The organism is Enterobacter asburiae, from assembly GCF_008080435.1.
Lineage (GTDB): Bacteria > Pseudomonadota > Gammaproteobacteria > Enterobacterales > Enterobacteriaceae > Enterobacter > Enterobacter asburiae_C.
In genome coordinates, this window is sequence record NZ_VRKN01000011.1 from 68,976 (window position 1) to 93,023 (window position 24,048).

The 24,048-nt window shown below is 59.5% G+C and carries 23 protein-coding genes; 13 read left to right on the forward strand and 10 right to left on the reverse strand.

What is annotated here, in order from left to right; all coding sequences use genetic code 11:
• The 3 genes from FU672_RS18505 to hypA are packed head-to-tail and all read right to left on the reverse strand — an operon-like array spanning position 1 to position 1,481.
• Complete coding sequence (locus FU672_RS18505) at positions 1–273, reverse strand: HypC/HybG/HupF family hydrogenase formation chaperone (protein ID WP_063144202.1); 273 nt, start codon at positions 271–273, stop codon at positions 1–3.
• Positions 264–1,127: a hydrogenase nickel incorporation protein HypB gene (hypB, locus tag FU672_RS18510; protein WP_148244338.1), complete on the reverse strand. Its 864-nt coding sequence runs from the start codon at positions 1,125–1,127 to the stop codon at positions 264–266. Before hypB ends, FU672_RS18505 begins: the two co-directional genes overlap by 10 nt.
• A gap of 3 nt (positions 1,128–1,130) precedes the next feature.
• Positions 1,131–1,481, reverse strand: coding sequence for a hydrogenase maturation nickel metallochaperone HypA (gene hypA / locus FU672_RS18515; protein ID WP_148244339.1), 351 nt, complete (start codon positions 1,479–1,481; stop codon positions 1,131–1,133).
• A gap of 211 nt (positions 1,482–1,692) precedes the next feature.
• Here hypA and hycA point away from each other — a divergent pair, with 211 nt between their 5' ends.
• The 9 genes from hycA to hycI all read left to right on the forward strand — a co-directional run bounded on the left by hycA (position 1,693) and on the right by hycI (position 9,489).
• Complete coding sequence (hycA, locus tag FU672_RS18520; protein ID WP_029739532.1) at positions 1,693–2,157, forward strand: formate hydrogenlyase regulator HycA; 465 nt, start codon at positions 1,693–1,695, stop codon at positions 2,155–2,157.
• Positions 2,158–2,227: 70 nt separating this feature from the next.
• Positions 2,228–2,836, forward strand: coding sequence for a 4Fe-4S dicluster domain-containing protein (locus FU672_RS18525; RefSeq protein ID WP_148244340.1), 609 nt, complete (start codon positions 2,228–2,230; stop codon positions 2,834–2,836).
• The gene (gene hycC, locus FU672_RS18530; RefSeq protein ID WP_148244341.1) at positions 2,833–4,647 is read left to right on the forward strand and encodes a formate hydrogenlyase subunit 3; all 1,815 of its coding nucleotides are present in this window, start codon (positions 2,833–2,835) and stop codon (positions 4,645–4,647) included. The genes FU672_RS18525 and hycC overlap by 4 nt, the downstream gene beginning before the upstream one ends.
• A gap of 1 nt (position 4,648) precedes the next feature.
• On the forward strand, positions 4,649–5,572 hold the full coding sequence (locus FU672_RS18535) for a respiratory chain complex I subunit 1 family protein (RefSeq protein ID WP_148244342.1): 924 nt from the start codon (positions 4,649–4,651) through the stop codon (positions 5,570–5,572).
• A 15-nt stretch (positions 5,573–5,587) separates the two neighbouring features.
• Complete coding sequence (gene hycE, locus FU672_RS18540; protein WP_014885003.1) at positions 5,588–7,297, forward strand: formate hydrogenlyase subunit HycE; 1,710 nt, start codon at positions 5,588–5,590, stop codon at positions 7,295–7,297.
• A gap of 9 nt (positions 7,298–7,306) precedes the next feature.
• A complete protein-coding gene (locus tag FU672_RS18545) occupies positions 7,307–7,849 on the forward strand; it encodes a formate hydrogenlyase complex iron-sulfur subunit (protein ID WP_047173493.1) in 543 nt (180 codons plus the stop codon).
• A complete protein-coding gene (locus FU672_RS18550) occupies positions 7,849–8,613 on the forward strand; it encodes an NADH-quinone oxidoreductase subunit B family protein (protein WP_148244343.1) in 765 nt (254 codons plus the stop codon). The genes FU672_RS18545 and FU672_RS18550 overlap by 1 nt, the downstream gene beginning before the upstream one ends.
• Complete coding sequence (locus tag FU672_RS18555; protein WP_148244344.1) at positions 8,613–9,023, forward strand: formate hydrogenlyase maturation HycH family protein; 411 nt, start codon at positions 8,613–8,615, stop codon at positions 9,021–9,023. Before FU672_RS18550 ends, FU672_RS18555 begins: the two co-directional genes overlap by 1 nt.
• Entirely contained in the window at positions 9,016–9,489 is a 474-nt protein-coding gene (gene hycI, locus FU672_RS18560; protein WP_148244345.1) for a hydrogenase maturation peptidase HycI, read from the forward strand. The genes FU672_RS18555 and hycI overlap by 8 nt, the downstream gene beginning before the upstream one ends.
• Before the next feature lie 66 nt (positions 9,490–9,555).
• Here hycI and FU672_RS18565 read toward each other — a convergent pair whose 3' ends face one another.
• A complete protein-coding gene (locus FU672_RS18565) occupies positions 9,556–10,980 on the reverse strand; it encodes a 6-phospho-beta-glucosidase (RefSeq protein ID WP_148244346.1) in 1,425 nt (474 codons plus the stop codon).
• Positions 10,981–10,998: 18 nt separating this feature from the next.
• A complete protein-coding gene (gene ascF / locus FU672_RS18570) occupies positions 10,999–12,450 on the reverse strand; it encodes a PTS cellobiose/arbutin/salicin transporter subunit IIBC (RefSeq protein ID WP_148244347.1) in 1,452 nt (483 codons plus the stop codon).
• A gap of 214 nt (positions 12,451–12,664) precedes the next feature.
• Here ascF and FU672_RS18575 point away from each other — a divergent pair, with 214 nt between their 5' ends.
• The 4 genes from FU672_RS18575 to FU672_RS18590 all read left to right on the forward strand — a co-directional run bounded on the left by FU672_RS18575 (position 12,665) and on the right by FU672_RS18590 (position 17,604).
• A complete protein-coding gene (locus FU672_RS18575; RefSeq protein ID WP_121424508.1) occupies positions 12,665–13,678 on the forward strand; it encodes a LacI family DNA-binding transcriptional regulator in 1,014 nt (337 codons plus the stop codon).
• Positions 13,679–13,812: 134 nt separating this feature from the next.
• Positions 13,813–14,358 carry an electron transport protein HydN gene (gene hydN / locus FU672_RS18580; RefSeq protein ID WP_029739520.1) on the forward strand — a complete coding sequence of 182 codons (546 nt, stop codon included), beginning with the start codon at positions 13,813–13,815 and terminating at the stop codon, positions 14,356–14,358.
• A gap of 5 nt (positions 14,359–14,363) precedes the next feature.
• Positions 14,364–16,580 carry a carbamoyltransferase HypF gene (gene hypF / locus FU672_RS18585; protein WP_148244348.1) on the forward strand — a complete coding sequence of 739 codons (2,217 nt, stop codon included), beginning with the start codon at positions 14,364–14,366 and terminating at the stop codon, positions 16,578–16,580.
• A 1-nt stretch (position 16,581) separates the two neighbouring features.
• The gene (locus FU672_RS18590) at positions 16,582–17,604 is read left to right on the forward strand and encodes a HoxN/HupN/NixA family nickel/cobalt transporter (RefSeq protein WP_148244349.1); all 1,023 of its coding nucleotides are present in this window, start codon (positions 16,582–16,584) and stop codon (positions 17,602–17,604) included.
• Here the strand turns inward: FU672_RS18590 and FU672_RS18595 are convergent.
• From FU672_RS18595 to norV, 5 genes are all read right to left on the reverse strand, one after another.
• Positions 17,577–19,244: an SgrR family transcriptional regulator gene (locus FU672_RS18595; RefSeq protein ID WP_148244350.1), complete on the reverse strand. Its 1,668-nt coding sequence runs from the start codon at positions 19,242–19,244 to the stop codon at positions 17,577–17,579. The genes FU672_RS18590 and FU672_RS18595 overlap by 28 nt on opposite strands.
• A 132-nt stretch (positions 19,245–19,376) precedes the next feature.
• On the reverse strand, positions 19,377–20,867 hold the full coding sequence (nagE, locus tag FU672_RS18600) for an N-acetylglucosamine-specific PTS transporter subunit IIBC (RefSeq protein WP_148244351.1): 1,491 nt from the start codon (positions 20,865–20,867) through the stop codon (positions 19,377–19,379).
• A gap of 187 nt (positions 20,868–21,054) precedes the next feature.
• The gene (locus tag FU672_RS24885) at positions 21,055–21,213 is read right to left on the reverse strand and encodes a hypothetical protein (RefSeq protein WP_187360827.1); all 159 of its coding nucleotides are present in this window, start codon (positions 21,211–21,213) and stop codon (positions 21,055–21,057) included.
• Between the two features lie 244 nt (positions 21,214–21,457).
• Positions 21,458–22,591, reverse strand: a complete 1,134-nt coding sequence (gene norW / locus FU672_RS18605) for an NADH:flavorubredoxin reductase NorW (RefSeq protein WP_148244352.1) — start codon at positions 22,589–22,591, stop codon at positions 21,458–21,460.
• Positions 22,588–24,030 (reverse strand): anaerobic nitric oxide reductase flavorubredoxin, encoded by a 1,443-nt coding sequence (gene norV, locus FU672_RS18610; RefSeq protein WP_148244353.1) that lies wholly within the window; start codon positions 24,028–24,030, stop codon positions 22,588–22,590. Before norV ends, norW begins: the two co-directional genes overlap by 4 nt.
• Between the last annotated feature and the right edge of the window lie 18 nt (positions 24,031–24,048).

Below are 24,048 nucleotides of genomic sequence, written 5' to 3' on the forward strand. Positions count from 1 at the left end.
CTATCGCTCCTCACCGTACAGCAGCGCGCCCACGTCAGGCTCCACGTCAAACATGTTTTGCAATGCATCCAGCGTGTCGCGAGCTTCCGCTTCGTTAATCACGCTCATGGCAAACCCCACGTGGACCAGCACCCACTGGCCGAGGCGCGATGCGCCCGTTTCATCGCTGCTGCCCACCAGCGTCAAATCGACGTCGCGCAGGATGCCGCAGACCTCCACTTTGGCCTGATTACCGTCGATGGCGTAAATTTGTCCAGGTACGCCTATGCACATCGTTCGTTCTCCAGCCACTGTAGCCAGCTGTCCATGCCGTCTCCGCGCGTGGCAGAGACCAGCAGGATCTGAATCTCCGGATTCACTTCACGGGCATACGCCAGGCACTTATCCACGTCGAAATTCAGGTACGGCAGCAGGTCCACTTTGTTCAGCAGCATAATGGACGCGGCGGCAAACATATGCGGGTACTTCAGCGGTTTGTCTTCGCCTTCGGTCACCGAAAGTACCGCCACCTTGTGTCGTTCGCCAAGATCGAAGCTCGCCGGGCAGACCAGGTTGCCGACGTTTTCAATAAACAGAATGCCGTTATCCGCCAGCGGCAGTCGCGGAGCCGCATCGGCAATCATCTGCGCATCCAGGTGGCAGCCTTTGCCGGTATTGACCTGAATCGCCGGGGTGCCGGTTTCGCGAATGCGCGCCGCGTCGTTAACGGTTTGCTGGTCGCCTTCGATCACCGCGCAGGAGACGCGCCCGTTCAGGCGTTTGAGCGTTTCCGTTAACAGCGTGGTTTTGCCGGAGCCGGGGCTGGAGACCAGGTTCAGCACCAGCTGTTTGCGGGTGGCAAAGCGCGCGCGGTTGCGGGCGGCGATCTGGTTATTTTTGTCCAGCACGTTGATTTCCACTTCCAGCATCTGGCGCTGGCTGATGCCCGGCGCGTGGGTACCCGCCTCCCCGTGGCCGTAGTGCAGATCGCCCGCATCGGAGCGTTGCGGGGTGAAAGTGATACCGGTCAGCGCCGCACAAGGGCGTGGGGCAGGTGAAAAGGGCGCGGAGCGAAACGAGGAATGGGGGTGATGTTCATCCCCTTCTATATACAGGTTGCCTTCGGCGCAACCGCAGGTGCTACACATACTTTACTCCTTCTCGATTTCGAGGCGTTGGATCTGCATGCCGTCATCCGCCACGATGCGAAGACCGGTGCTCTGACACTGCGGACAGCGCTGAACCTTTGATGACAGCAGGGTGACGTACTGCTGGCACTGCTCGCACCAGCACTCTGCCTGCTGCTCTTCAATATGGAGTTCGCAGCCTTCCGCCAGCGTGCCGCGACACACCAGCTCAAAACAGAAATTCAGGGCGCTGGTCTCGACGCAGGAAAACGCCCCGATCTTCAGCCAGACGCTGGTAACGCGTTTCGCGTGGTTTTGCACTGCCTGCTGTTCGATAAGTTCCAGAGCCCGCTGGCAGAGGGTGATTTCGTGCATGACGCCTCCTCAATGAATTGCGCCATTGAATGCAATAACAGTGCCAGCTTGATTTTTGTTAAGGCGTGACGATGTCAACGCTGTCGAAATGACACGTCGACACCGCGGAGTAGACAGCAGTTTTGCAATTAAATCCATTTAAAATCATTAAGATAAAAACTGGCATGGAATCTGCTTAACAGCCGCTATCTCCATTAAACGGATACCTTCTATGACTATTTGGGAAATCAGCGAAAAAGCGGATTACATCGCGCAGCGTCATCAGCAGCTGCAGGACCAGTGGCACCTCTACTGCAACTCTCTGGTTCAGGGCATTACCCTCTCGAAAGCGCGTCTTCACCACGCGATGAGCTGCGCGGCGCAGGGCGACATGCGCTTTGTCCTGTTCGGCCATTTCACGATTAACGTGACCCTGGCGGATAACTTCAATAGCCACACCATTGAGTACCACCTCGAGACAAAAGATGGCGAAAAACAGTGTATTGCGAAGGCGCAGCTGATGGCCGATGGCATGGTTGACGGCCACGTCAGCAACCGCGATCGCCAGCAGGTGCTGGAGCACTATCTGGAAAAAATCGCGCCGGTCTATAACGGCCTGTATGCCGCCGTTGAACACGATCTCCCGGTCAACCTGAAGCAGCTGATGGATGGAAATGCCTCAGCGAACGTGGCCTGACTCATACGTGTCGAGAAGTGTCGACAAGACAGTTTTTCGTCAAAAATGACTATCACCAGAGGATAACCCGGTGAACCGTTTTGTAATTGCTGACTCGACGGTCTGTATTGGCTGTCGAACCTGCGAGGCGGCGTGTTCGGAAACGCACCGCCTGCATGGGCTGCAGTCCATGCCGCGCCTGCAGGTCATGCGTAATGAAAAAGAGTCTGCCCCGCAGCTCTGCCATCACTGTGAAGATGCCCCCTGCGCGGGTGTCTGCCCTGTGAATGCCATCACCCGCGTTGATGGCGCTGTCCAGCTGAACGAAAGCCTGTGCGTAAGCTGCAAGCTGTGCGGCATTGCCTGCCCGTTCGGCGCGATTGAATTCTCCGGTAGCCGTCCGCTGCACATTCCGGCGAACGCCAACTCGCCAAAAGCGCCACCTGCGCCACCGGCTCCTGCACGCGTAAGCACGCTGCTGGACTGGGTGCCCGGCATCCGTGCCGTTGCGGTGAAGTGCGACCTGTGCAGCTTCGATGAGCAGGGCCCGGCCTGCGTGCGCACCTGCCCGACCAGGGCATTGATTCTGGTTAACATTCGCGACATCGCCCGTACCAGCAAGCGTAAACGCGAGCTGACCATCAACAGTGATTTTGGCGACCTTTCTCTGCTACAGGCGCTTAACGAGGGGGCGAAATGAACGCGGCGATGATGATTACCAGCGCGGTAGCCTGTTTTGCTGCCGCCGCAGTTCTGGCGCTGATCTTCTCATTCCATAAAACCCTGAGTGGCGGTATCGCCGGGATCGGTGGGGCAGTAGCTAGCCTGATGACGCTGGCGGCAGGCGGCGTTGTCCTGCTCGGCGGCCAGTCCGCAGAGACCGTGATGCCGCTGATTCGCCACACCGTTGAGATCACGCCGCTGAACGCCATCTGGCTGGTGACGTTTGGTCTGTGCGGGCTGTTTATCAGCCTGTTCAATATCGACTGGCACCGCCATCCGCACGCCAAGGCCAACGGCCTGCTGGTTAACCTGCTGATGGCGACGGCGGTCTGCACTGTTATCGCCAGCAACCTCGGCGCGCTGGTGGTAATGGCGGAAATCATGGCGCTCTGCGGCGTGTTCCTGACGGGCTGCAGCGCCTCCGGCAAGCTGTGGTTTGCGCTGGGACGCCTCGGGACGCTGCTGCTGGCGCTGGCCTGCTGGCTGGTGTGGCAACGCTTTGGCACGCTGGATTTCTCTGCCCTCAACGGGCATCCGCTGGGGAATGATGTCTGGCTGCTGGGCGTGATCGGCTTTGGCCTGCTTGCCGGGATTATCCCGCTGCACGGCTGGGTGCCGCAGGCGCATGCGAATGCCTCCGCGCCCGCCGCCGCGCTGTTTTCTGTGGTGGTGATGAAAGTGGGTCTGTTCGGAATTCTGGCGATTACGCTGACCGGCGGACAACCGCCGCTGTGGTGGGGCGTCGTGCTGCTGATTGCGGGCATGATCACTGCGTTCGTCGGCGGCCTGTACGCGCTGATGGAGCACAATATCCAGCGTCTTCTGGCGTACCACACGCTTGAAAATATCGGCATCATCCTGCTCGGTATTGGCGCGGGCGTGACCGGGCTGGCGCTCAATCATCCGGCGCTGATTGCGGCCGGTTTTATCGGTGGTCTGTATCACCTCGTCAACCACAGCCTGTTTAAAAGCACCCTGTTCCTCGGCGCGGGAAGCGTCTGGTTCCGCACCGGTCATCGGGATATCGAAAAGCTGGGTGGGATTGGCAAAAAGATGCCCGTGATTTCACTGGCGATGCTGGTCGGGCTGATGGCAATGGCCGCACTGCCGCCGCTGAACGGCTTTGCCGGGGAGTGGGTGATCTATCAGTCCTTCTTCGCCCTCGGTCAGAGTGATGCGTTTATCGCCCGTCTGCTGGGACCGCTGCTGGCGGTCGGGCTGGCGATTACCGGGGCGCTGGCGGTGATGTGCATGGCGAAAGTCTACGGTGTTACTTTCCTCGGCGCGCCGCGCACCCGCGAAGCGGAAAACGCCTGCTGCGCACCGTTGTTGATGGGAGTGAGCGTGGTCGCGCTGGCGCTGTGCTGCATCGCGGGCGGCGTCGCCGCACCGTGGCTGCTGCCGCTGCTGGGCAACGCCATTCCGCTGCCGCTGACCGTGGCGAATACCACCGTCTCGCAGCCCATGATCGCGCTGTTGCTGATTGGCGCACCGCTGCTGCCGTTCGTACTGATGCTGTTCTTCAAACGCGACAGGCTCACCTCCCGCTCGCGCGGGGCGGCGTGGGCCTGCGGCTACGAACACGAACAGTCGATGGTCATCACCGCCCACGGCTTCGCCATGCCGGTGAAGGAGAACTTCGCCGCCGTGCTGAAGCTGCGCCACTGGCTGAACCCGGTGGGCTGGGTACCCGGCTGGCAGAGTGCCGCCGCGCCCGCGCTGTTCCGCCGTCTGGCGGTCATCGAGCTGGCGGTGCTGGTGGTCATTGTGATCTCACGAGGAGCCTGACATGAGTCTGTTACTGGCAATTCTTCAGGCGCTGGTGCTGTTCGCCGCTGCGCCGCTGCTGTCGGGCATCACGCGCGTGGCGCGCGCCCGGATGCACAACCGTCGCGGGCCTGGCGTACTCCAGGAGTACCGCGATCTCTTCAAACTGCTTTCTCGTCAGAGCGTGGCACCGGACGCCGCAGGCTGGGTCTTCCGCCTGACGCCGTTTGTGATGGTGGGCGTGATGCTGACCATCGCCACCGCGCTGCCGGTGGTCACGGTGGGATCGCCGCTGCCGGCGCTCGGCGATCTGATTACGCTTATCTATCTCTTTGCCATCGCCCGTTTCTTCTTTGCGATTGCGGGCCTCGACACCGGGAGCCCGTTTACCGGCATTGGTGCCAGCCGCGAGGCAATGCTCGGCGTGCTGGTGGAGCCGATCCTGCTGCTGGGGCTGTGGGTCGCCGCGCAGGTCGCGGGCTCCACCCACATTAGCTTTATCACCCACACCGTTTACCACTGGCCGGTGGCGCGCTCGATCCCGCTGGTGCTGGCGCTGTGTGCCTGCGCGTTCGCCACCTTTATTGAGATGGGCAAACTGCCGTTCGACCTGGCGGAAGCCGAGCAGGAGCTGCAGGAAGGGCCGCTTACCGAGTACAGCGGCTACGGCTTTGCGGTGCTGAAGTGGGGTATCAGCCTCAAACAGCTGGTGGTGCTGCAGATGTTTGTCGGCGTCTTCTTCCCGTGGGGGCAGATGACACACTTCTCCACGGGCGGTCTGGTGCTGGCCATCGTGGTTGCCGTCCTTAAGCTGCTGGTTGGCGTGCTGGTGATTGCCCTGTTTGAAAACAGCATGGCGCGTCTGCGTTTTGTGGAAACGTCACGCATCACCTGGGCCGGTTTTGGTTTTGCATTTTTAGCGTTCGTCTCCTTGCTGGTGGCGTGATTAAAGAGAGTGTTTATGTCTGAAGAAAAGAAAGGTCAGCAGTATCTCGCCGCGTTGCATCAGGCTTTCCCCGGCGTGGTGCTGGAGGAGTCCTGGCAAACCAAAGACCAGATCACCGTCACCATTAAGGTGAACTACCTGCCGGAAGTGGTGGAGTTTCTCTATTACCAGCAGGGCGGCTGGCTGTCGGTGCTGTTCGGTAACGACGAACGCCAGCTGTGCGGGAACTATGCGGTCTACTACGTGATGTCGATGGAGCAGGGCGAGAAGTGCTGGCTCACCGTGCGCGTTGAGGTCGACCCGAATAAGCCGGAATACCCATCCGTCACGCCGCGCGTGCCTGCCGCCGTCTGGGGCGAGCGCGAAGTGCGCGACATGTACGGCCTGGTGCCGGTCGGCCTGCCGGACGAGCGCCGCCTGGTGCTGCCGGACGACTGGCCGGACGAACTCTATCCGCTGCGCAAAGACAGCATGGACTACCGCCAGCGCCCGGCGCCGACCACCGACAGCGAAACCTACGAATTCATCAATGAACTGGGCAGCAAGAAGAACAACGTGGTGCCGATCGGCCCGCTGCACGTCACCTCCGACGAACCGGGCCATTTCCGTCTGTTCGTTGACGGCGAAAATATCATCGACGCCGACTACCGCCTGTTCTACGTCCACCGCGGCATGGAAAAGCTGGCGGAAACCCGCATGGGTTACAACGAAGTGACGTTCCTCTCTGACCGCGTGTGCGGTATCTGCGGCTTCGCCCACAGCACCGCCTACACCACCTCGGTGGAGAACGGCATGGGGATCGTGGTGCCGGAGCGCGCACAGATGATCCGCGCTATTCTGCTGGAGGTGGAGCGCCTGCACTCGCACCTGCTGAACCTCGGCCTGGCCTGCCACTTCGTCGGCTTTGACTCCGGGTTTATGCAGTTCTTCCGCGTGCGTGAAGCGTCGATGAAGATGGCTGAGATCCTCACCGGGGCGCGGAAAACCTACGGGCTGAACCTGATCGGCGGGATCCGCCGCGACCTGCTGAAGGACGACATGATCCAGACCCGCCAGCTGGCGCAGCAGATGCGCCGCGACGTGCAGGAACTGGTAGACATGCTGCTCAGCACGCCAAATATTGAGCAGCGCACCGTCGGCATCGGTCGTCTTGACCCGGAAATTGCCCGCGATTTCAGCAACGTCGGCCCAATGGTGCGCGCCAGCGGCCACGCCCGCGACACGCGTGCCGATCACCCGTTCGTCGGCTACGGGCTGCTGCCGATGACCGTGCATAGCGAGCAGGGCTGCGACGTCATCTCGCGCCTCAAGGTGCGCATCAACGAGGTGTTTACCGCCCTGAACATGATCGACTTTGGCCTCGATAACCTGCCGGGCGGCCCGCTGATGGTGGAGGGCTTCACCTACATCCCGAACCGCTTTGCCCTCGGTTTTGCCGAAGCGCCGCGCGGGGACGACATTCACTGGAGCATGACCGGCGACAACCAGAAGCTCTACCGCTGGCGCTGCCGTGCGGCGACCTACGCCAACTGGCCAACCCTGCGCTACATGCTGCGCGGCAACACGGTTTCCGATGCGCCGCTGATCATCGGCAGCCTTGACCCGTGCTACTCCTGCACCGACCGCATGACCGTCGTGGACGTGCGCAAGAAGAAGAGCCAGGTGGTGCCGTACAAAGAGCTTGAGCGCTACAGCATCGAGCGTAAAAACTCGCCGCTGAAATAAGGACTCGCCATGTTTACCTTTATCAAAAAAGTGATCAAAACCGGCACGCAGACCAGCAGTTATCCGCTGGAGCCGATGCCGGTAGATAAAAACTTTCGCGGCAAGCCGGAGCACAACCCGCAGCAGTGCATCGGCTGCGCGGCCTGCGTCAACGCCTGTCCGTCGAACGCCTTAACGGTGGAAACGGATCTCAAAACCGGCGAGCTGGCCTGGCAGTTTAACCTCGGGCGCTGCATCTTCTGCGGCCGCTGCGAGGAGGTCTGCCCGACGGTCGCCATTCGCCTGTCGCAGGAATACGAGCTGGCGGTGTGGAAGAAAGAAGACTTCCTGCAGCAGTCGCGCTTTGACCTGTGCAACTGCCGCGTCTGCAGGCGCCCGTTCGCCGTGCAGAAAGAGATCGACTATGCCATCGCGCTGCTGCAGCACAACGGCGACGCCCGCGCGGAGCATCATCGTGAAAGCTTTGAGACCTGTCCGGAGTGCAAGCGGCAGAAGTGCCTGCTGCCGTCCGACCGCATTGATATCACCCGCCATATGAGAGAGGCCAGCTGATGGAGAATTTACTCGGCCCGCGCGACGCTAACGGCATTCCAGTGCCGATGACGGTGGACGAATCCATCGCCAGCATGAAGGCGTCGCTGCTGAAAAAAATCAAACGCTCGGCCTACGTCTACCGCGTGGACTGCGGCGGCTGCAACGGCTGCGAGATTGAGATCTTCGCCACCCTGTCACCGCTGTTTGACGCCGAGCGCTTCGGCATCAAAGTGGTGCCGTCCCCGCGTCATGCGGACATTCTGCTGTTCACCGGGGCCGTCACCCGCGCCATGCGCTCGCCCGCGCTGCGCGCCTGGCAGTCCGCGCCGGACCCGAAAATCTGCATCTCGTACGGCGCCTGCGGCAACAGCGGCGGCATCTTCCACGACCTTTACTGCGTCTGGGGAGGCACCGACAAAATCGTGCCGGTTGATGTCTATATTCCGGGCTGCCCGCCGACGCCCGCCGCGACGCTGTACGGCTTTGCCATGGCGCTCGGCCTGCTGGAGCAAAAAATCCACGCCCGTGAACCGGGCGAGCTGGACAACCAGCCTGCGGCCATTCTGCACCCGGACATGGTGCAGCCGCTGCGGGTGAAGGTCGACCGCACGGCGCGGAAACTGGCGGGCTATCGCTACGGACGTCAGATTGCCGATGATTATCTGCGCCTGCTGAGCCAGGGCGAGCATCAGGTCGCACGCTGGCTGGAGGCGGAAAACGATCCGCGTCTCAATGAGATCGTGGCGAACCTGAACAGCATCGTGGATGAGGCGCGTATCTGATGAGTGAAACGGTGGTGTTCAGCCAGCTGAGCCGTAAGTTTATTGATGAGAACGATGCCACGCCGGATGCGGCGCAGCAGGTGGTCTATTACAGCCTGGCGATTGGGCATCACCTCGGGGTGATTGACTGCCTGGAGGCGGCGCTGAGCTGCCCGTGGTCAGCGTACCTGGCGTGGATCGCCACGCTGGAGGAGGGCAGCACGGCGCGGCGCAAGATGGAAGGCGTGCCGAAGTACGGTGAGATCGTCATCGACGCCAACCACATTGCGATGCTCGCCAACGCCTTTGACGCGGCGCTCGGCAGGCAAACCCCCGAGCAGCAGGCGTGGAGCAAAACGCTGCTCGGTATGCTGCACGATATTCATCAGGAGAGCGCCATCTACCTGATGGTGAGGAGATTACGTGACTGACGTTTTACTGTGTGTCGGCAACAGCATGATGGGCGACGACGGTGCAGGCCCGCTGCTGGCGGAAATGTGTGCCGCCAATCCGCAGGGCAATTGGGTGGTTATCGACGGCGGCAGCGCGCCGGAAAATGACGTGGTGGCCATCCGCGAGCTGCGTCCGGAGAGACTGCTGATTGTCGATGCCACCGACATGGGGCTCAATCCCGGTGAGATCCGCCTGATTGACCCGGATGATATCGCCGAGATGTTTATGATGACGACGCACAATATGCCGCTGAACTACCTTGTCGATCAGATTAAAGACGACGTGGGCGAGGTACTGTTTTTGGGCATTCAGCCGGACATTGTTGGGTTTTATTACCCGATGACGCCGCCGGTGAAAGAGGCGGTGGACGTGGTCTATTCACGGCTTGCAGGGTGGGTTGGGGATGGGGGATTCCAACCCCTCACCCCGGCCCTCTCCCCATAGGGGAGAGGGTGTGTTTTGTCCCCTCTCCCCTCCGGGGAGAGGGTTAGGGTGAGGGGTAAGCACAGGCTACCCGAGATCCGTCCCGTTACTCGCAATCACCTTCTTATACCACCAGAACGATTTCTTGCGCATCCGGTCCAGGGTGCCATTCCCGGCGTCGTCGCGGTCGACATACACAAACCCGTAGCGTTTGCTCATCTCGCCCGTTGAGGCGGCCACCAGGTCGATACAGCCCCAGGTGGTGTAGCCCATCAGCGGCACGCCGTCCTCAATCGCATCGCCCATCGCGCGGATATGCTCGCGAAGGTAGCTGATGCGGTAGTCGTCGTTGATCTCGCCGTTTTCATCAATAACGTCTTTCGCCCCGAGGCCGTTTTCCACCAGGAACAGCGGCTTCTGGTAGCGGTCGTACATCATGTTCATGGTGATGCGCAGGCCGAGCGGGTCAATCCCCCAGCCCCATTCGCTCACCTGAATGTGCGGGTTACGCAGGGATTTCACGATGTTCGCCGCGCAGGTGTTCCCTGCGTTCATATCCGCTGACGCGCAGCGTGAGGCGTAATAGCTGAACGAGACAAAATCAACGGTGTTTTTCAGAAGCAGATCGTCGCCAGGGTCTTTAACAATCGTCACCCCTTTTTCGCGGAACACGCGGGCAGAGTAGGCCGGATAGCTCCCGCGCGCCTGTACGTCGATAAAGAACAGGTTCTCGCGGTCTTTTTCCAGCGCCATCCACACGTCTTCTGGTTTGCAGGAGTACGGGTAGAAGTTACCGCCCGCCAGCATGCAGCCGACCTGGTTTTCCGGGTTCACCTCGTGGGCGATTTTGGTCGCCAGCGCGCTCGCCACCAGCTCGTGGTGCGCGGCCTGGTATTTCACCTGGTCTTCGTTTTCACCTTCCTCAAACACCAGCCCCGCGCCGGAGAACGGGCTGTGCAGCATGATGTTGATTTCGTTGAAGGTCAGCCAGTATTTCACCAGCCCGTTAAATTCCTCAAAGCAGGTGCGGGCGTAGCGGGCGAAGAAATCAACCATCTTACGGTTGCGCCACGAGCCGTACTCCGTCACCAGGTGCATCGGCACGTCGAAGTGGCACAGGGTGACCAACGGCTCAATGTTGTACTTTTTGCACTCCTCAAACACCGCGCGGTAGAAGGCAATCCCCTCTTTATTCGGCAGCGGTTCGTCGCCGTTCGGGTAGAGGCGGCTCCAGGCAATCGAGGTGCGGAACACCGTAAAGCCCATCTCCGCCATCAGGGCGATGTCTTCTTTATAGCGATGGTAAAAATCAATCGCTTCGTGGCTCGGGTAGAACTCGTCGTCACGCAGCGAAAAACGCTTTTCCTTACCAATCTTCACCGCCAGGCGATTCGCGCCGTGGGGGATCATATCGACCGTCGTCAGTCCTTTGCCGCCTTCACGGTAAGCACCTTCACTCTGGTTAGCGGCAAGCGCGCCGCCCCATAAAAATCCTTGTGGAAAAACAGACATTTTTACCTCGCTTTCAATTTATGCTTTTGCTGCGTTGTTCTGTGCCGGTGCGGTCTGCAGGGCGCGCGCTTTTTCGGCCTCGTCTTCGACGGGGATATCCTCAAAGCCGAGTATCAGGGTCAAAACAAACGACAGCACCACTGCCAGCCCCATCACGCCAAACACCCAGACGATGGTCATCGGGTTCGCCGGGTCGAAGAACTGCACGCTGGTGAACAGCCCCGGCGCCGCCATCGAGTGGCTGGCAAGACCGGCCATGCCAGCCACCGCCCCGCAGATAAAGCCGCTGATCAGGCTCGCAATCAATGGGCGTTTCAGACGTACCGCCACGCCGTACAGGGCCGGTTCAGAGATCCCCGCCATAATGGCGGAGGCTGCCGCCGCCAGCGCCGTCTGGCGCAGCTCCGGGTTTTTGGTTTTCCATGCCACCGCCAGCGACGAGCCGCCGAGCGACAGGTTGGCGCCGATTTCTGACGGCATCACCATCCCTTCCTTGCCCGTTTCGGCAATGGTTTGAATGATGGTCGGCGTAAACACGCGGTGCATCCCGGTCATCACCAGCAGCGGCCACAGCGCGCCCATGATGGCGACGGAGAGCCAGCCCAGATAACCGTGAATGGTGTAGACCAGCGCGGAGATGGCGCTACCGATCCAGATCCCCAGCGGCCCAATCAGCACGATGGCAAGCGGGGCGGCAATCAGCACGATCAGCATCGGCTTGAGGAAGTTTTTGGTTACCGCCGGGGTAATGCGATCCACCCAGCGTTCGATGTACGACAGGCACCAGGTCATCACCAGCGCCGGGATGACGGTGTAGGTATATTTCACCGCCGTCACCGGAATAAAGGCGAACTCAACGTGCTCGCCCTGCGCGGCTTTCGCCATCAGCTCGATAAAGCTCGGGTGCACCAGCACGCCCGCGATGGCGATCGCCAGCGACATGTTGGTTTTGAACTTCACCGCCGCCGAGGCCGCCACCATCAGCGGCAGGAAGAAGAAGGCGCCGTCGCCGATGACGGTCAGAATAGTGAGCGTCGGCGCGCCTTTTGGCAGCACGCCGGTCATCTCAAGGATCATCGCCAGCAGCTTGACCATCGAACCGCCGATGATCGCCGGGATCAGCGGGGACATGGTGCCGATCAGCGCGTCGAGGATCCCGGCGCCAATGCGGCGTAAGGTCATCTTCTGCGGACCTTCCGGCACTGCGGGCTGCAGGTCCGTGGGCAGCAGGCTCACCACTTCGCGGTACGCCTGTGAAACCGTGTTACCAATGATCACCTGGCACTGGTTGTCGTTGCGCACCACGCCGAGGACGCCGCTGATGCTTTTCAGGCGTGCAGCGTCGGTCAGGTTTTCGTCTTTCAGTACGAAACGCAGACGCGTCATGCAGTGGGTGACGGCGACAATGTTCTCTTTGCCGCCCAGCGCGCTGATAACGTCGTTCGCCAGCGCAGCGTAATTTTTGGCCATCGGATGTGATCCTGTTATTGTTGTGAGACATGTAGGAAACCGGTTCCACATAATCATCATGAGTTTTTATGAATGAAACAAGATCGCTTTTTGACCATTTTTTCGTTTCGTGACGCGGATCGCAATGGGGCGTCGAAAGCGTGATTTCACCGCTACGACAATTTCCCTGCGGTGCAGTACACTGCGCTCCATCAGATACAGACGGAATAACAACATGACCACGATGCTTGAAGTGGCGAAGCGGGCAGGCGTTTCGAAAGCCACGGTGTCCCGGGTGCTGTCGGGAAATGGCTACGTCAGCCAGGAGACCAAAGACCGTGTATTTCAGGCCATTGAAGAGAGCGGCTATCGCCCGAATTTGCTGGCGCGCAACCTGGCAACCAAACGTACCCAGACGCTGGGACTGGTGGTGACTAACACCCTCTATCACGGCGTTTACTTTAGCGAACTGCTGTTTCACGCCGCGCGCATGACGGAAGAGAAAGGGCGGCAGCTGATCCTGGCGGACGGCAAGCACAGCGCGGATGAAGAGCGCGAGGCGATCCAGTACCTGCTCGACATGCGCTGCGACGCGGTGATCATCTATCCGCGTTTCCTGAGCGTGGAAGAGATGGATGAGATCGTCGAGAAGTGCGAGCAGCCCATTATGGTGCTCAACCGCCGCCTGCGGAAAAACAGCAGCCACAGCGTCTGGTCCGATCATAAAGCCTCCAGCCAGGAGGCGGTGTCACAGCTGATTGCGAAAGGGCACCGGGAGATCGCGTTTATTACCGGCTCTCTGGATTCCCCCACCGGGGTTGAGCGTCTTTCCGGCTACCGGGACGCGCTGGCGCAGCACGGTATTCCGCTGCGCGAGGGGCTGATTGCGCAGGGGAAGTGGAACCCCGCCAGCGGCGCGGCGGCGGTTTCCGAACTGCTTGCGCGCGGTGAACGCTTTACGGCGCTGGTGGCGAGTAATGACGACATGGCAATCGGCGCCATGAAGCAGCTGCACGACAGCGGCGTGGCCGCACCGGACGCGGTGTCGGTGATCGGTTTTGACGACGTAGCCATCGCGCCTTATATCGTGCCGTCGCTTTCCAGCGTGCGTATTCCGGTGACGGAGATGATCAAAGAAACCATCAGCCGCCTGATCTTTATGCTCGACGGCGGTGAGTTTAAATATCAGCAAACCTTCTCCGGCGAGCTGGTGCTTCGCGACTCCGTTATTGACGGCCCGCACCGCTGATGTCGACAGCTGTCATCGTCATAAGTGACGATGACAGCGCCGCTGTGATTTTTAAAAACATTTAAAATCAATATGTTAATCATTGGCACGGTTTATGAATATCTCCGGGCATAACTGTAATGCTGGAGAAGCAGATGAACCGTTTTATTATGGCCGATGCCAGTAAGTGTATTGGTTGCCGTACCTGTGAAGTGGCGTGCGTGGTTTCCCATCAGGCGGAGCAGGACTGCGCGTCGCTTACCCCTGACACGTTTTTGCCGCGCATCCACGTCATCAAAGGCGTGAATATTTCTACCGCCGCCATCTGTCGCCAGTGCGAAGACGCACCGTGCGCCAACGTCTGCCCGAACGGGGCGATTAAACGCGAGAAAGGCTTTGTGCATGTGATGCAGGAGCGCTGCATTGGCTGCAAAACCTGCGTGGTCGCCTGCCCGTACGGCGCGATGGAGGTGGTTGTCCGTCCGGTGGTACGCAACAGCGGTATGGGGCTGAGCGTGCGTGCGGACAAAGCCGAAGCCAACAAATGTGACCTGTGCTACCACCGCGACGCCGGTCCGGCCTGCATGGAAGCCTGCCCGACGCACGCGCTGGTCTGCGTGGATCGCGACAAGCTTGAGCAGATGAGCGCCGAAAAGCGCCGTCGCGCGGCATTCGACACGTCGTCATCGCTGTTGTTCTGAACCGTATGAGCAGCAACGGTGTCCAGCTGCGCGTGCGCGGCAAGGTGCAGGGCGTGGGGTTTCGTCCCTTCGTCTGGCAGCTGGCGCAGGCGCTTCAGCTGACCGGAGACGTCTGCAATGACGGGAAGGGCGTGCTGGTGCGCCTCGCGGGTAATGGGGGGGCCTTTACCGCGAGGCTGCATCAGGACTGCCCGCCGCTGGCACGCATTGACCACGTTGAAACGCAGCCGTTTACCTGGACGCACGTGCCGGAGGACTTTACCATCCGCCACAGCGCGGGCGGGGCGATGGATACCCAGATAGTGCCCGATGCCGCGACCTGTCCGGCGTGCCTGGCTGAAATGCGCGACCCTGGCGAGCGCCGTTATCGCTATCCCTTCATCAACTGCACCCACTGCGGGCCGCGGTTTACCATTATCCGCGCCATGCCCTATGATCGTCCGGCCACGTCGATGGCCGCATTTCCCCTCTGCGTGCCGTGCGAAACGGAATACCGTAACCCGACTGACCGCCGCTTTCACGCCCAGCCGGTGGCCTGCCCGGACTGCGGGCCCGCGCTGGAATGGCGTTCGGGCGACGTTCTTGCCACCCGCGAAACGGCACTGCGTGCGGCGGTTGAGATGCTGAAAAGCGGCGGCATAGTCGCGGTTAAAGGGCTGGGCGGTTTTCACCTTGTCTGTGATGCGCAAAACCCGCAGGCGATACTGAAATTGCGGTCACGCAAACAGCGCCCGTCGAAGCCGCTGGCGGTGATGATCCCGCAGGCGGATACGTTACCTGAGTCGATTCAGACGCTGCTGCGCTCACCCGCTGCACCCATCGTGCTCACGCCAAAAGCCTGGCTGCCTGTCTTCCCTGAGACTATCGCGCCGGGTCTGGATACCGTGGGCATTATGCTTCCCGCTAACCCGCTGCAACACCTTCTGATGATGGACTGCCAGCGCCCGCTGGTGATGACCTCCGGCAACCTCAGCGGCAGACCGCCTGCCATCAGTAATCAACAGGCGCTGGATGAACTGGGCAACATTGCGGACGGCTTCCTGCTGCACAATCGCGATATTCTTCAGAGGATGGACGATTCAGTGATGGATCGGGACGGCGCGATGCTGCGCCGCGCGCGCGGTTTTGTGCCAGATGCCATCACGTTACCTGCGGGTTTCGATAATATCCCCGCCATGTTATGCACCGGTGCGGAGATGAAAAACACCTTCTGCCTGGTGCGTGGCAGCCAGGCTGTGCTGAGCCAGCATTTTGGCGATCTCGGTGACGAGGGTGTCGAAGCGCAGTGGCGCGGCGCGCTCTCGATGATGCAACAGATCTACGCCTTTCAGCCGGCGCGCGTGGTGTGCGATGCCCATCCGGGGTACCGCGCGCGCCAGTGGGCGCAAGCACAGAGGCTGCCCGTTGAAACCGTGCTCCATCATCACGCCCACGCGGCGGCGTGCCTGGCGGAAAACGGCTGGCCGCGTGAGGGCGAAGACGTTATCGGCCTCACGCTGGACGGCATCGGCATGGGCGAGAACGGCGCGCTGTGGGGCGGGGAGTGCCTGCGGGTGAACTATCTCGCGTGCGAGCGTCTGGGCGGGCTGCCTGCCGTGGCGCTGCCGGGTGGCGATCTGGCGGCGCGTCAGCCGTGGCGCAATTTACTCGCCCACTGTCTGGCGTTTGTCCCTGACTGGCAGCAGTACCCGGAAACGCGCGCGGTACAGCGCCAGAACTGGCCGCTGCTGGCGACGGCGATCGGGCGCGGTATCAACGCGCCGCGTGCCTCATCCTGTGGTCGCCTGTTTGATGCCGTCGCCTGTGCACTGGGCATCGAAACCCACTTCTGGGAAGGTGAAGCGGCCTGTCGGCTGGAAGCGCTGGCGGCACAGTGCAACGGCGTCGAGCACCCGGTGACGCTGGATGCGGATAACCTCGCGCTTTTCTGGCAGCAGTGGCTGGCCTGGCAGGCTGAGCCGTGCGAGCGCGCGTGGGCGTTTCACGACGCGCTGGCAAAAGGGCTGGCGGAACTCGCCGCGCTCCATGCCCGACGCTTATCGCTGTCGACAGTCTGTCTCAGCGGCGGCGTGTTGCACAACCGTCTGCTGCGCGCGCGCCTGCGTCATTATCTTTCTGACTTTACGCTTCTTTTTCCTTCGCACCTGCCCGCAGGTGACGGAGCGATCTCCTTCGGGCAGGCGGTGGTCGCCGCCGCCCGGTCATGTTCACAAAGGATTTAAAATGTTACGACTCTTACGCAATGAACCTCGCGCCGCGCTTCTGTTGCTGGCTCTGGTAATGGCAAACCTGCTGGCCTGGGGATGGGCATGGCACGTCTTTAGCGGCAGCACGGCGCTGATGGCCGCCAGCCTGCTGGCGTGGTGCTACGGGCTGCGTCATGCAGTGGATGCTGACCACATCGCGGCCATTGATACCGTGACGCGTAAGATGATGCAGCAGGGCAAACGCCCGTCCGGCGTGGGGGCGTGGTTCTCGCTGGGGCACTCCACCATCGTGGTGCTGGCCTCCATTGCCATCGCCGCTACCGCCACGGCGTTTCAGAAAAACATGGAATGGTTCCACGAAACCGGCAGCCTGATTGGCACGGCGGTGTCGGCGACCTTCCTGCTGGCGATGGCGCTGGTGAATATGGTGATCCTGCGCGGCGTCTGGCGCAGTTTTCAGGCGCTGAAACACGGCAGGCCCGTGCAGGGCGACATCACGCTCCCTGCCCAGGGCGGCGTCATGAACTGGCTGTTTGGCAAAACCTTCCGCCTGGTGAATAAAAGCTGGCAGATGTACCTGGTCGGTTTCCTGTTTGGCCTCGGCTTTGACACGGCCACCGAGATTGGCGTGCTGGGGATCTCTGCCGCCAGCGCCTCCAGCGGGATGTCGGTGTGGTCAATCATGATCTTCCCGGCGCTCTTCGCCAGCGGCATGGCGCTGGTGGATACCCTCGACAACCTGCTGATGGTCGGTGCCTACGGCTGGGCGTTTAACAAGCCGCAGCGCAAGCTCTACTACAACATGACCATCACCGGCACCTCCGTGGTGGTGGCGTTGTTTATCGGCGGGCTGGAAGCGCTGGGTCTGCTGATGGACAAATTTGCCCTCAGCGGCGGCGTCTGGGATCTGATTGGCGCAGTGAACGACCACCTGGGCAACGCCGGGTTTGTGGTGGTCGGGCTGTTTGTCGCCTGCTGGTTGATCTCCATGGCCAACTACCGCTGGCGCGGCTACGACGCGCTGGTGGTGCGCTCCTGAACCGGTGGTAGCCAGGCGCGAGTGAAATCGAGCCAGCCGCCAGCCGTCAGCACAATGTCCTGCACGTTTTCCATGGTGTTGATGCGATAGCGGTAGTGGAACAGCGGCGTACAGGCGCCGCTTTCGAGCAAGGAATGAAAGAAGGAGGGCAGGTGGTTATTCAGGCTCTCCTCACTTTCACAATAACCCATCAGTTTCTGCTTCTCTTCTTGCCAGGTGTCCTCGCCTAAAGCAGTAGCCCACGCGGGTTCATCAATAAACCACTCCGCAAGGGCAAAGCCCGGCAGTTCACCCGCCAGATAGTCACCCAACAAAAGATCGGCCTGTCCCAGTGCGTTATGATCATGCCACTCTTCGCGATCTTTCCATGTCACCGTCACGTTGCAGCCGCGCTTTTTCAGGCGGGCGCGCAGAATATCTGCCAGTTCGCACAGTTCAGGCGTGTGGTAGCAAACCAGTGAAAGCGTGGCGGGAAGTATCGCCTCCAAAGCCTGCGGGTATTTCGGTGGCGTCAGGCCAGGCAGTATTTCTGTTTGGGTTTCTAAATCATCCCGATGGAGAAACTGTTGATGAGTAATGCTCTGAATTTCCTGACGCAGCCAGGCGGCAAGCGGCTGGGGTAACCTGGTGTTTACCATTAGCCAGGCGAATCCGCCGCTGGTGGACGTCACCGCTGCCTGCGCGTTTTGCCCTTTCCCGACGGTGATCCACGCCGGTTTTTGCGCCTCTGTACGGGTTCGCCAGAACTCTATCGCATGCAGTAGCGGATGGGCAGCAAAATACCAGGGCTGGCGCTCCAGGCGCAGGTAGTGAGAGTGATGATGCGCAATGGCAAAGGGCCCGGCACCGATGTCCGGTTGCTGCGGATGTGGCAAGCGGCATACGTGGTGTGCGAGACGATGCGCCAGCATCGCATCGGGGATGTTCAGGCGTATCTCCAGACACCAGGGGGCGACAAGCGAGGCCTTGCAGACGTGCATCAGACCTGCATTGCGTGCCGGGTCGGCCAACACCTGCAGCAGCGCAGTGAGGATATCTTCATCGCCGATAGCTTGCCCATTGTGCCAGTGCGCACCGCTGCGCAGGTAAAAACGCCAGCGGCGTTTGTCTTCATTGAATTCCCAGTGATGGGCTAAATCAGGTACCGGATGCGGCTGGCCGGGCATGTAGCGCGTTAACCCCGCGTGTACGGCGCAGATAATGTGCTGCTCAGCGCGACGACGCTGAAGCGCTGGATGAAGCGACGTCAGCGGACGATACCATGGGATGCGCAGGGTTGGCTGATGCTTAAGCCACTTTCCGCCTAAAAAGGGTGTGATGATGTGATGGAGACTGGCCGGATCGCCATCAGCCAGCTGCAGCGCGCTCTGGTAATCCCCCTTTTCCAGGCAGGCGTGCATCAGCGGGGCGCTGAGCTCGCTGGTGGTTGTAAGGCAGTGCAGGGTGGCGCGATGTCCCCGCCCGGGCTGAGCATTCCAGCTTAACCATCCGCTCTGCGCCAGCTGGCGCAACAGAGTACGTGCGTGACGTTCACTGCACAGCGCCACCTCGGCGACTTCAGCAATGGTCGTCGGCGTTGGCTCTGCGCCGTAGTGTTGATAAAGCCGTTGATACTGACGGATTTTCTGAAGCTGGCGCATGACAACGTACCGATGTGAAAAGGTGGATGGTGAGAGTGTAGGTTTTTTTGCGGAATAATTAAGGTTTGGATTGATAAAGTGTTCCTGTTTTATTCCCTCCCCAGCGCGGAGAGGGAACCGGATTATGCAGCGTCAGATGTCAAGCTGTGCCCGAATCTTCAGAGCAATACTTTCTGCCTGCGGGCCCAGAATGACCTGCGCATTCTGCGTACCCATTTTGAGAACGCCTTTCGCGCCCAGCGATTTCAGCACGGGTTCATCCAGCACGCTGTTATCAACGAGCGTCAGACGCAGGCGGGTAATGCAGGCATCGACAATCTTCAGGTTATCTTTGCCACCCAGTGCCGTGATGTATTGCGCAATGGCTTCGCTCTGATCGTCAGAATTACCTGTCGCAGCCTCGTCGTCTTCGCGGCCCGGCGTTTTCAGCTTAAAGAAGCGGATCGCGAAGGTGAACACGACAAAGTAGATCGCGAAGAACAGCACGATCAGTGGGATCAGGATCCACGGCTTAGTCGCAAGACCCCAGTTGAGGACGAAGTCGATAAGCCCGGCAGAGAAACCAAAGCCGTGCAGAACGCCAAGGCTGTTGGCGATCACCATGCTCACGCCCGCCAGTACCGCATGCAGCGCATACAGAGCAGGGGCAAGGAACAGGAAGGAGAACTCGATAGGCTCGGTAATACCGGTCAGGAAAGAGGTCAGAGCCACAGAAAGCAGCATCCCGCCTACGGCAGCGCGACGTGCTTTCGGTGTGGCGAAATACATAGCCAGCGCGGCACCCGGCAGGCCACCCATAAAGGTCGGGTAAGCCCAGGCCATATAGACGCCTGCATGTGGGTCACCGGCGAAGAAGCGGTTAAGGTCGCCACGGGTCAGATCGGTCGCAATCTGGGTGATGCTCGAACCGTCGATACCCGGTACGGCACCGCCAACCACCAGCCCTTTTACTACGTCAGGAGCCAGACAGATATTATGTACCGCGCTGGCAGCATCGTAGGTTACTTTCAGGCAGTCGCCGAGGCTAAACCAGAAGACGGAATGCAGAATGTAGTGCAAACCGAAGGGGATCAGCGCGCGGTTAAGGACACCATAAATAAACCAGCCCGGCTCGCCGCTGCGGGAGACAAACAGGCTGAAGGTATCAATACCGTGCTGCACGGAAGGCCAGATATAGCCGCAAATCCAGGCGATGAATAGGCAAATGAGCCCGGTTACGATCGGCACCAGACGTTTACCTGCAAAGAAAGCGAGGAAGTCCGGGAGTTTGGTATTCGAGAAACGGTTATAGCAGTGACCCGCGACGACACCGGCTATGATCCCGGCGAAGAAGGACATGTTAATGGATGAGTTTATGACGGCCGTGGCTTTGGTTAGCACCAGGAAACCCACCGCCCCTGCGAGGGCCGCTGCACCGGCGTTGTCTTTTGCCAGACCAATGGCGATCCCTAAGGCAAACAACAGCGGTAGACTGTCAAAGATACCGCCACCGGCGCTGGCAATAAACGGAATATTAAAAACATCCGGCTGCCCGAGGCGTAATAATATCGCTGCAACGGGCAGGGTGGCGATTGGCAACATCAGGGCTTTTCCCAAACGTTGCAGATAACTAAATGCATTCATGAGAGTGGATTCCAAAAAGGACTTAATTCACGACGAAAAATAACACCTTTTATTTTTATGTGAAATCCCGTGCAATAAAAATGTGATGCGGAATAAATTAATTTTTATTATATTTGCTCAGCGAATTACTCACAGCATAAACAATGATGAATTAACTCATTGGTTCCGGTTTTAACCGGATAGTGCTTCAGTTATCACGTTTGCTCACCGGCATCATCAGTTCTTTCAGTCGCTCGATGCGGGCTTCCGGGCTAAGGTAGAGCCAGCGAAACAAAATATGTTCTGATTTTTTAGCCTGTTTAAAATAGGCGGAAAGGTAGTCGAGTTCTTTGCTAAAGGTGGCCATGGGATGTCTCCGGCTAATGAGTCTATTTTTAGGGTAAGCCGAAATTAAGGAATAAAACAGGTTGGTGTTTTTCAGGTGTTCCGTATTTAAATATTGATGGATGTAATGATTAAGGGATTAATGGCCATGATTTATCTTATTTGTATTTACGCACTGAATAGAATGCGCAAAAAAAAGCCCCAGGACATCGGGGCTGCGGATAATATAATCCTAAGGTTAAGTAAGCGTGGTAAGAGACTACGGGTTAGGCGGGCAGCGATTTCAACAGAGCGAAAGCCTCTTTCATCCGATCTTCGCTAACCACAAAGGCGCGCACCTGACCGTCAGCGTCAGAGCCGCGTGCAACCATTCCGTGCGGTTCAATGGCAATCTGCCAGATCAGATCCTTGCGCTGTGTTTCGCCCGCAAGGTGCAACGGTAACTCTGGTGTTTTAACCTTCACCAGCATGGCAGGGCGTTTCAGCGGTGCGCTACCGCCGAGCAGGTTTTTCGCCAGATACATGGCGCTCAGTTGTATCGGTTGCAGGAAAGGCAATACCTGACCGTTGATTTCCGCGCAGTCGCCCAGGGCATAAATATCCGGTTGGGTGGTTTGCAGATAGCTGTCTACCTTTACGCCACGGTTTGTATCAGCACCGGCACGATGTGCCAGCGCGGTTTCCGGGCGCAGTCCCGTCGCGGCAACCACGACATCCACCTCAACGCTGCGGCCGCGATCAAGCGATGCGCGAATACCGCCATCGGTTTTAGCGAGGCTGTGCAACTGCGATTTCAGCAGCAGATGGACGCCCATGTTGGTCAAACAGTGCTGCAAGCGGCTGCTCACTTCCGCGGGCATCAGCGACGACAGAATGCTCGCCGCGTGGTCGACCAGGGTGACGGATTTACCCGCACGGCAAAAATCCATCGCCAGCTCGGTGCCTATCAGCCCGCCGCCGACAATCATCACCCGCTGCGCATCGCGAAGCCCCGTTTCGCTGGCCTGATACTCCTGCTTGCTGTTGAGCGTGATCATCAGCTCGCGACCTTCAATCGGCGGCACAAACGCAGAGGCACCCGTGGCCAGCACCAGCTTATCGTACTGCCAGGTTTTCTCTTTCGCTTTCACCACGCGCGCGGCGGCGTCGATATCGGTGACCCAGGTGTACGGGAACAGACGCAGGTTAAACTGCTCTGCGAACTCCCCCGCCGTCTGGCGGGTGAGATCGTCGGCGCGCTGATTCTGGCTAATCACATGGCTTAAATCAGGCTTGTTGTACTCATCCATGCTATCGGCGGCAATTACCGTCAGCGGCACGTTAGCGTCCTGCTTGCGGATATTTTTCACCAGCTGGCGGGCGGCAAAACCCGAGCCGATGATGACGATACCGTTGTTCATTTTGCCTCCGTACCCAGTTCGTCGAAGACGTCTTTACCGAGGGAACATTCCGGGCAGAGGAAGTTGTCCGGCACGTCGCGCCACGGCGTGCCCGGGGCAACATCCTGCATGGGCTCGCCCAGTTCCGGGTCGTAGATCCACTGGCAGACGCTGCACTGCATGCGCGGGCCGAGATCGGCGGCTGTGGCGGGAGCACTGGCTTCCTGCTGTTCGGTCGGTTTCGCCACGGTTTCAGGAAGCGGTGCGAGCGCCCACTGACGGGCAATGTCGCGGCCGTGCTGGCGGCAGATCTCAAGCGCGTCGATATCCGGACGCCATTTGGCTTTCAGGCTGAGGGACATTTCAAAACCCGCATCCTGTAAACGGGTGGAGAGACGATCTACCGCGCCGCCGCTCCAGCCGTGGGAGCCAAAGGCGCTGGCGCGCTTGTTGCGAAAGCGCAGACCGGTCATTTCTTCCACGAGGCCGGCAATTTTCGGCATCATTACGTTGTTCATGGTGGAGGTGCCCACCAGCACGCCCTTAGAGCGGAACACGTTGGTCAACACCTCGTTCTTATCGCTGCGCGCCACGTTGAAGATTTTCACCGCCACGTTCGGGTCCACTTCGTTGATGCCCTGGGCAATGGCGTCCGCCATCATGCGGGTGTTGTTGGACATGGTGTCGTAGAAGATCGTGATGCGGTCTTCCTGATAGTCCGCCGCCCACTTCAGGTACAGCTCGACGATCTGGGTCGGGTTCTCACGCCACACCACGCCGTGGGAGGTGGCAATCATCTCCACCGGCAGGTTAAAGCCGAGGATCTCGGTGATTTTTGGCGTCACCAGGCGGCTGAACGGGGTCAGGATGTTGGCGTAGTAGCGCTGGCACTGCTCGAACAGCTCGATCTGATCCACTTCGTCGTTGAACAGGCGCTCGTCGCAGTAGTGCTGGCCGAAGGCGTCGTTGCTGAACAGCACCGCGTCGCCGGTCATGTAGGTCATCATGCTGTCCGGCCAGTGCAGCATCGGGGTTTCCACGAAGATCAGCTGTTTGCCGTTGCCGATATCCAGCGCGTCACCGGTTTTCACGGTGTGGAAGTTCCACTCCGGATGGTGGTGGTGGCCGTTGATCGAGTCGATGGCGTTGGTGGTGCAGTAGATCGGCGTGTTCGGAATGTAAGACATCAGCTCGGTCAGCGCGCCGGCGTGATCTTCTTCCGCATGATTGATGATGATGTAGTCGATGGCGTCCAGGTCGATTTCACTGCGCAGGTTCTGCACGAACTCGCGACTGAATTTATGATCGACGGTATCGATCAGCACGTTTTTCCCTTCACGGATGAGATAGCTGTTGTAGCTGCTGCCGCGCAGCGTTTTGTATTCCGTCCCGTGGAAATCGCGTACTTCCCAGTCACGTTGACCCACCCAATGAATGTTATTTTTAACCAGAATAGACATAGCAACCTCAACTTAAAT

Bases quoted from the DNA above. Each gene is read 5' to 3' on its own strand.
- FU672_RS18505 (WP_063144202.1), bottom strand. From the start codon at position 273: ATGTGCATAGGCGTACCTGGACAAATTTACGCCATCGACGGTAATCAG.
- hypB (WP_148244338.1), bottom strand. From the start codon at position 1,127: ATGTGTAGCACCTGCGGTTGCGCCGAAGGCAACCTGTATATAGAAGGG.
- hypA (WP_148244339.1), bottom strand. From the start codon at position 1,481: ATGCACGAAATCACCCTCTGCCAGCGGGCTCTGGAACTTATCGAACAG.
- hycA (WP_029739532.1), top strand. From the start codon at position 1,693: ATGACTATTTGGGAAATCAGCGAAAAAGCGGATTACATCGCGCAGCGT.
- hycC (WP_148244341.1), top strand. From the start codon at position 2,833: ATGAACGCGGCGATGATGATTACCAGCGCGGTAGCCTGTTTTGCTGCC.
- FU672_RS18535 (WP_148244342.1), top strand. From the start codon at position 4,649: ATGAGTCTGTTACTGGCAATTCTTCAGGCGCTGGTGCTGTTCGCCGCT.
- hycE (WP_014885003.1), top strand. From the start codon at position 5,588: ATGTCTGAAGAAAAGAAAGGTCAGCAGTATCTCGCCGCGTTGCATCAG.
- FU672_RS18545 (WP_047173493.1), top strand. From the start codon at position 7,307: ATGTTTACCTTTATCAAAAAAGTGATCAAAACCGGCACGCAGACCAGC.
- FU672_RS18550 (WP_148244343.1), top strand. From the start codon at position 7,849: ATGGAGAATTTACTCGGCCCGCGCGACGCTAACGGCATTCCAGTGCCG.
- FU672_RS18555 (WP_148244344.1), top strand. From the start codon at position 8,613: ATGAGTGAAACGGTGGTGTTCAGCCAGCTGAGCCGTAAGTTTATTGAT.
- FU672_RS18565 (WP_148244346.1), bottom strand. From the start codon at position 10,980: ATGTCTGTTTTTCCACAAGGATTTTTATGGGGCGGCGCGCTTGCCGCT.
- ascF (WP_148244347.1), bottom strand. From the start codon at position 12,450: ATGGCCAAAAATTACGCTGCGCTGGCGAACGACGTTATCAGCGCGCTG.
- FU672_RS18575 (WP_121424508.1), top strand. From the start codon at position 12,665: ATGACCACGATGCTTGAAGTGGCGAAGCGGGCAGGCGTTTCGAAAGCC.
- hydN (WP_029739520.1), top strand. From the start codon at position 13,813: ATGAACCGTTTTATTATGGCCGATGCCAGTAAGTGTATTGGTTGCCGT.
- hypF (WP_148244348.1), top strand. From the start codon at position 14,364: ATGAGCAGCAACGGTGTCCAGCTGCGCGTGCGCGGCAAGGTGCAGGGC.
- FU672_RS18590 (WP_148244349.1), top strand. From the start codon at position 16,582: ATGTTACGACTCTTACGCAATGAACCTCGCGCCGCGCTTCTGTTGCTG.
- FU672_RS18595 (WP_148244350.1), bottom strand. From the start codon at position 19,244: ATGCGCCAGCTTCAGAAAATCCGTCAGTATCAACGGCTTTATCAACAC.
- nagE (WP_148244351.1), bottom strand. From the start codon at position 20,867: ATGAATGCATTTAGTTATCTGCAACGTTTGGGAAAAGCCCTGATGTTG.
- FU672_RS24885 (WP_187360827.1), bottom strand. From the start codon at position 21,213: ATGGCCACCTTTAGCAAAGAACTCGACTACCTTTCCGCCTATTTTAAA.
- norW (WP_148244352.1), bottom strand. From the start codon at position 22,591: ATGAACAACGGTATCGTCATCATCGGCTCGGGTTTTGCCGCCCGCCAG.
- norV (WP_148244353.1), bottom strand. From the start codon at position 24,030: ATGTCTATTCTGGTTAAAAATAACATTCATTGGGTGGGTCAACGTGAC.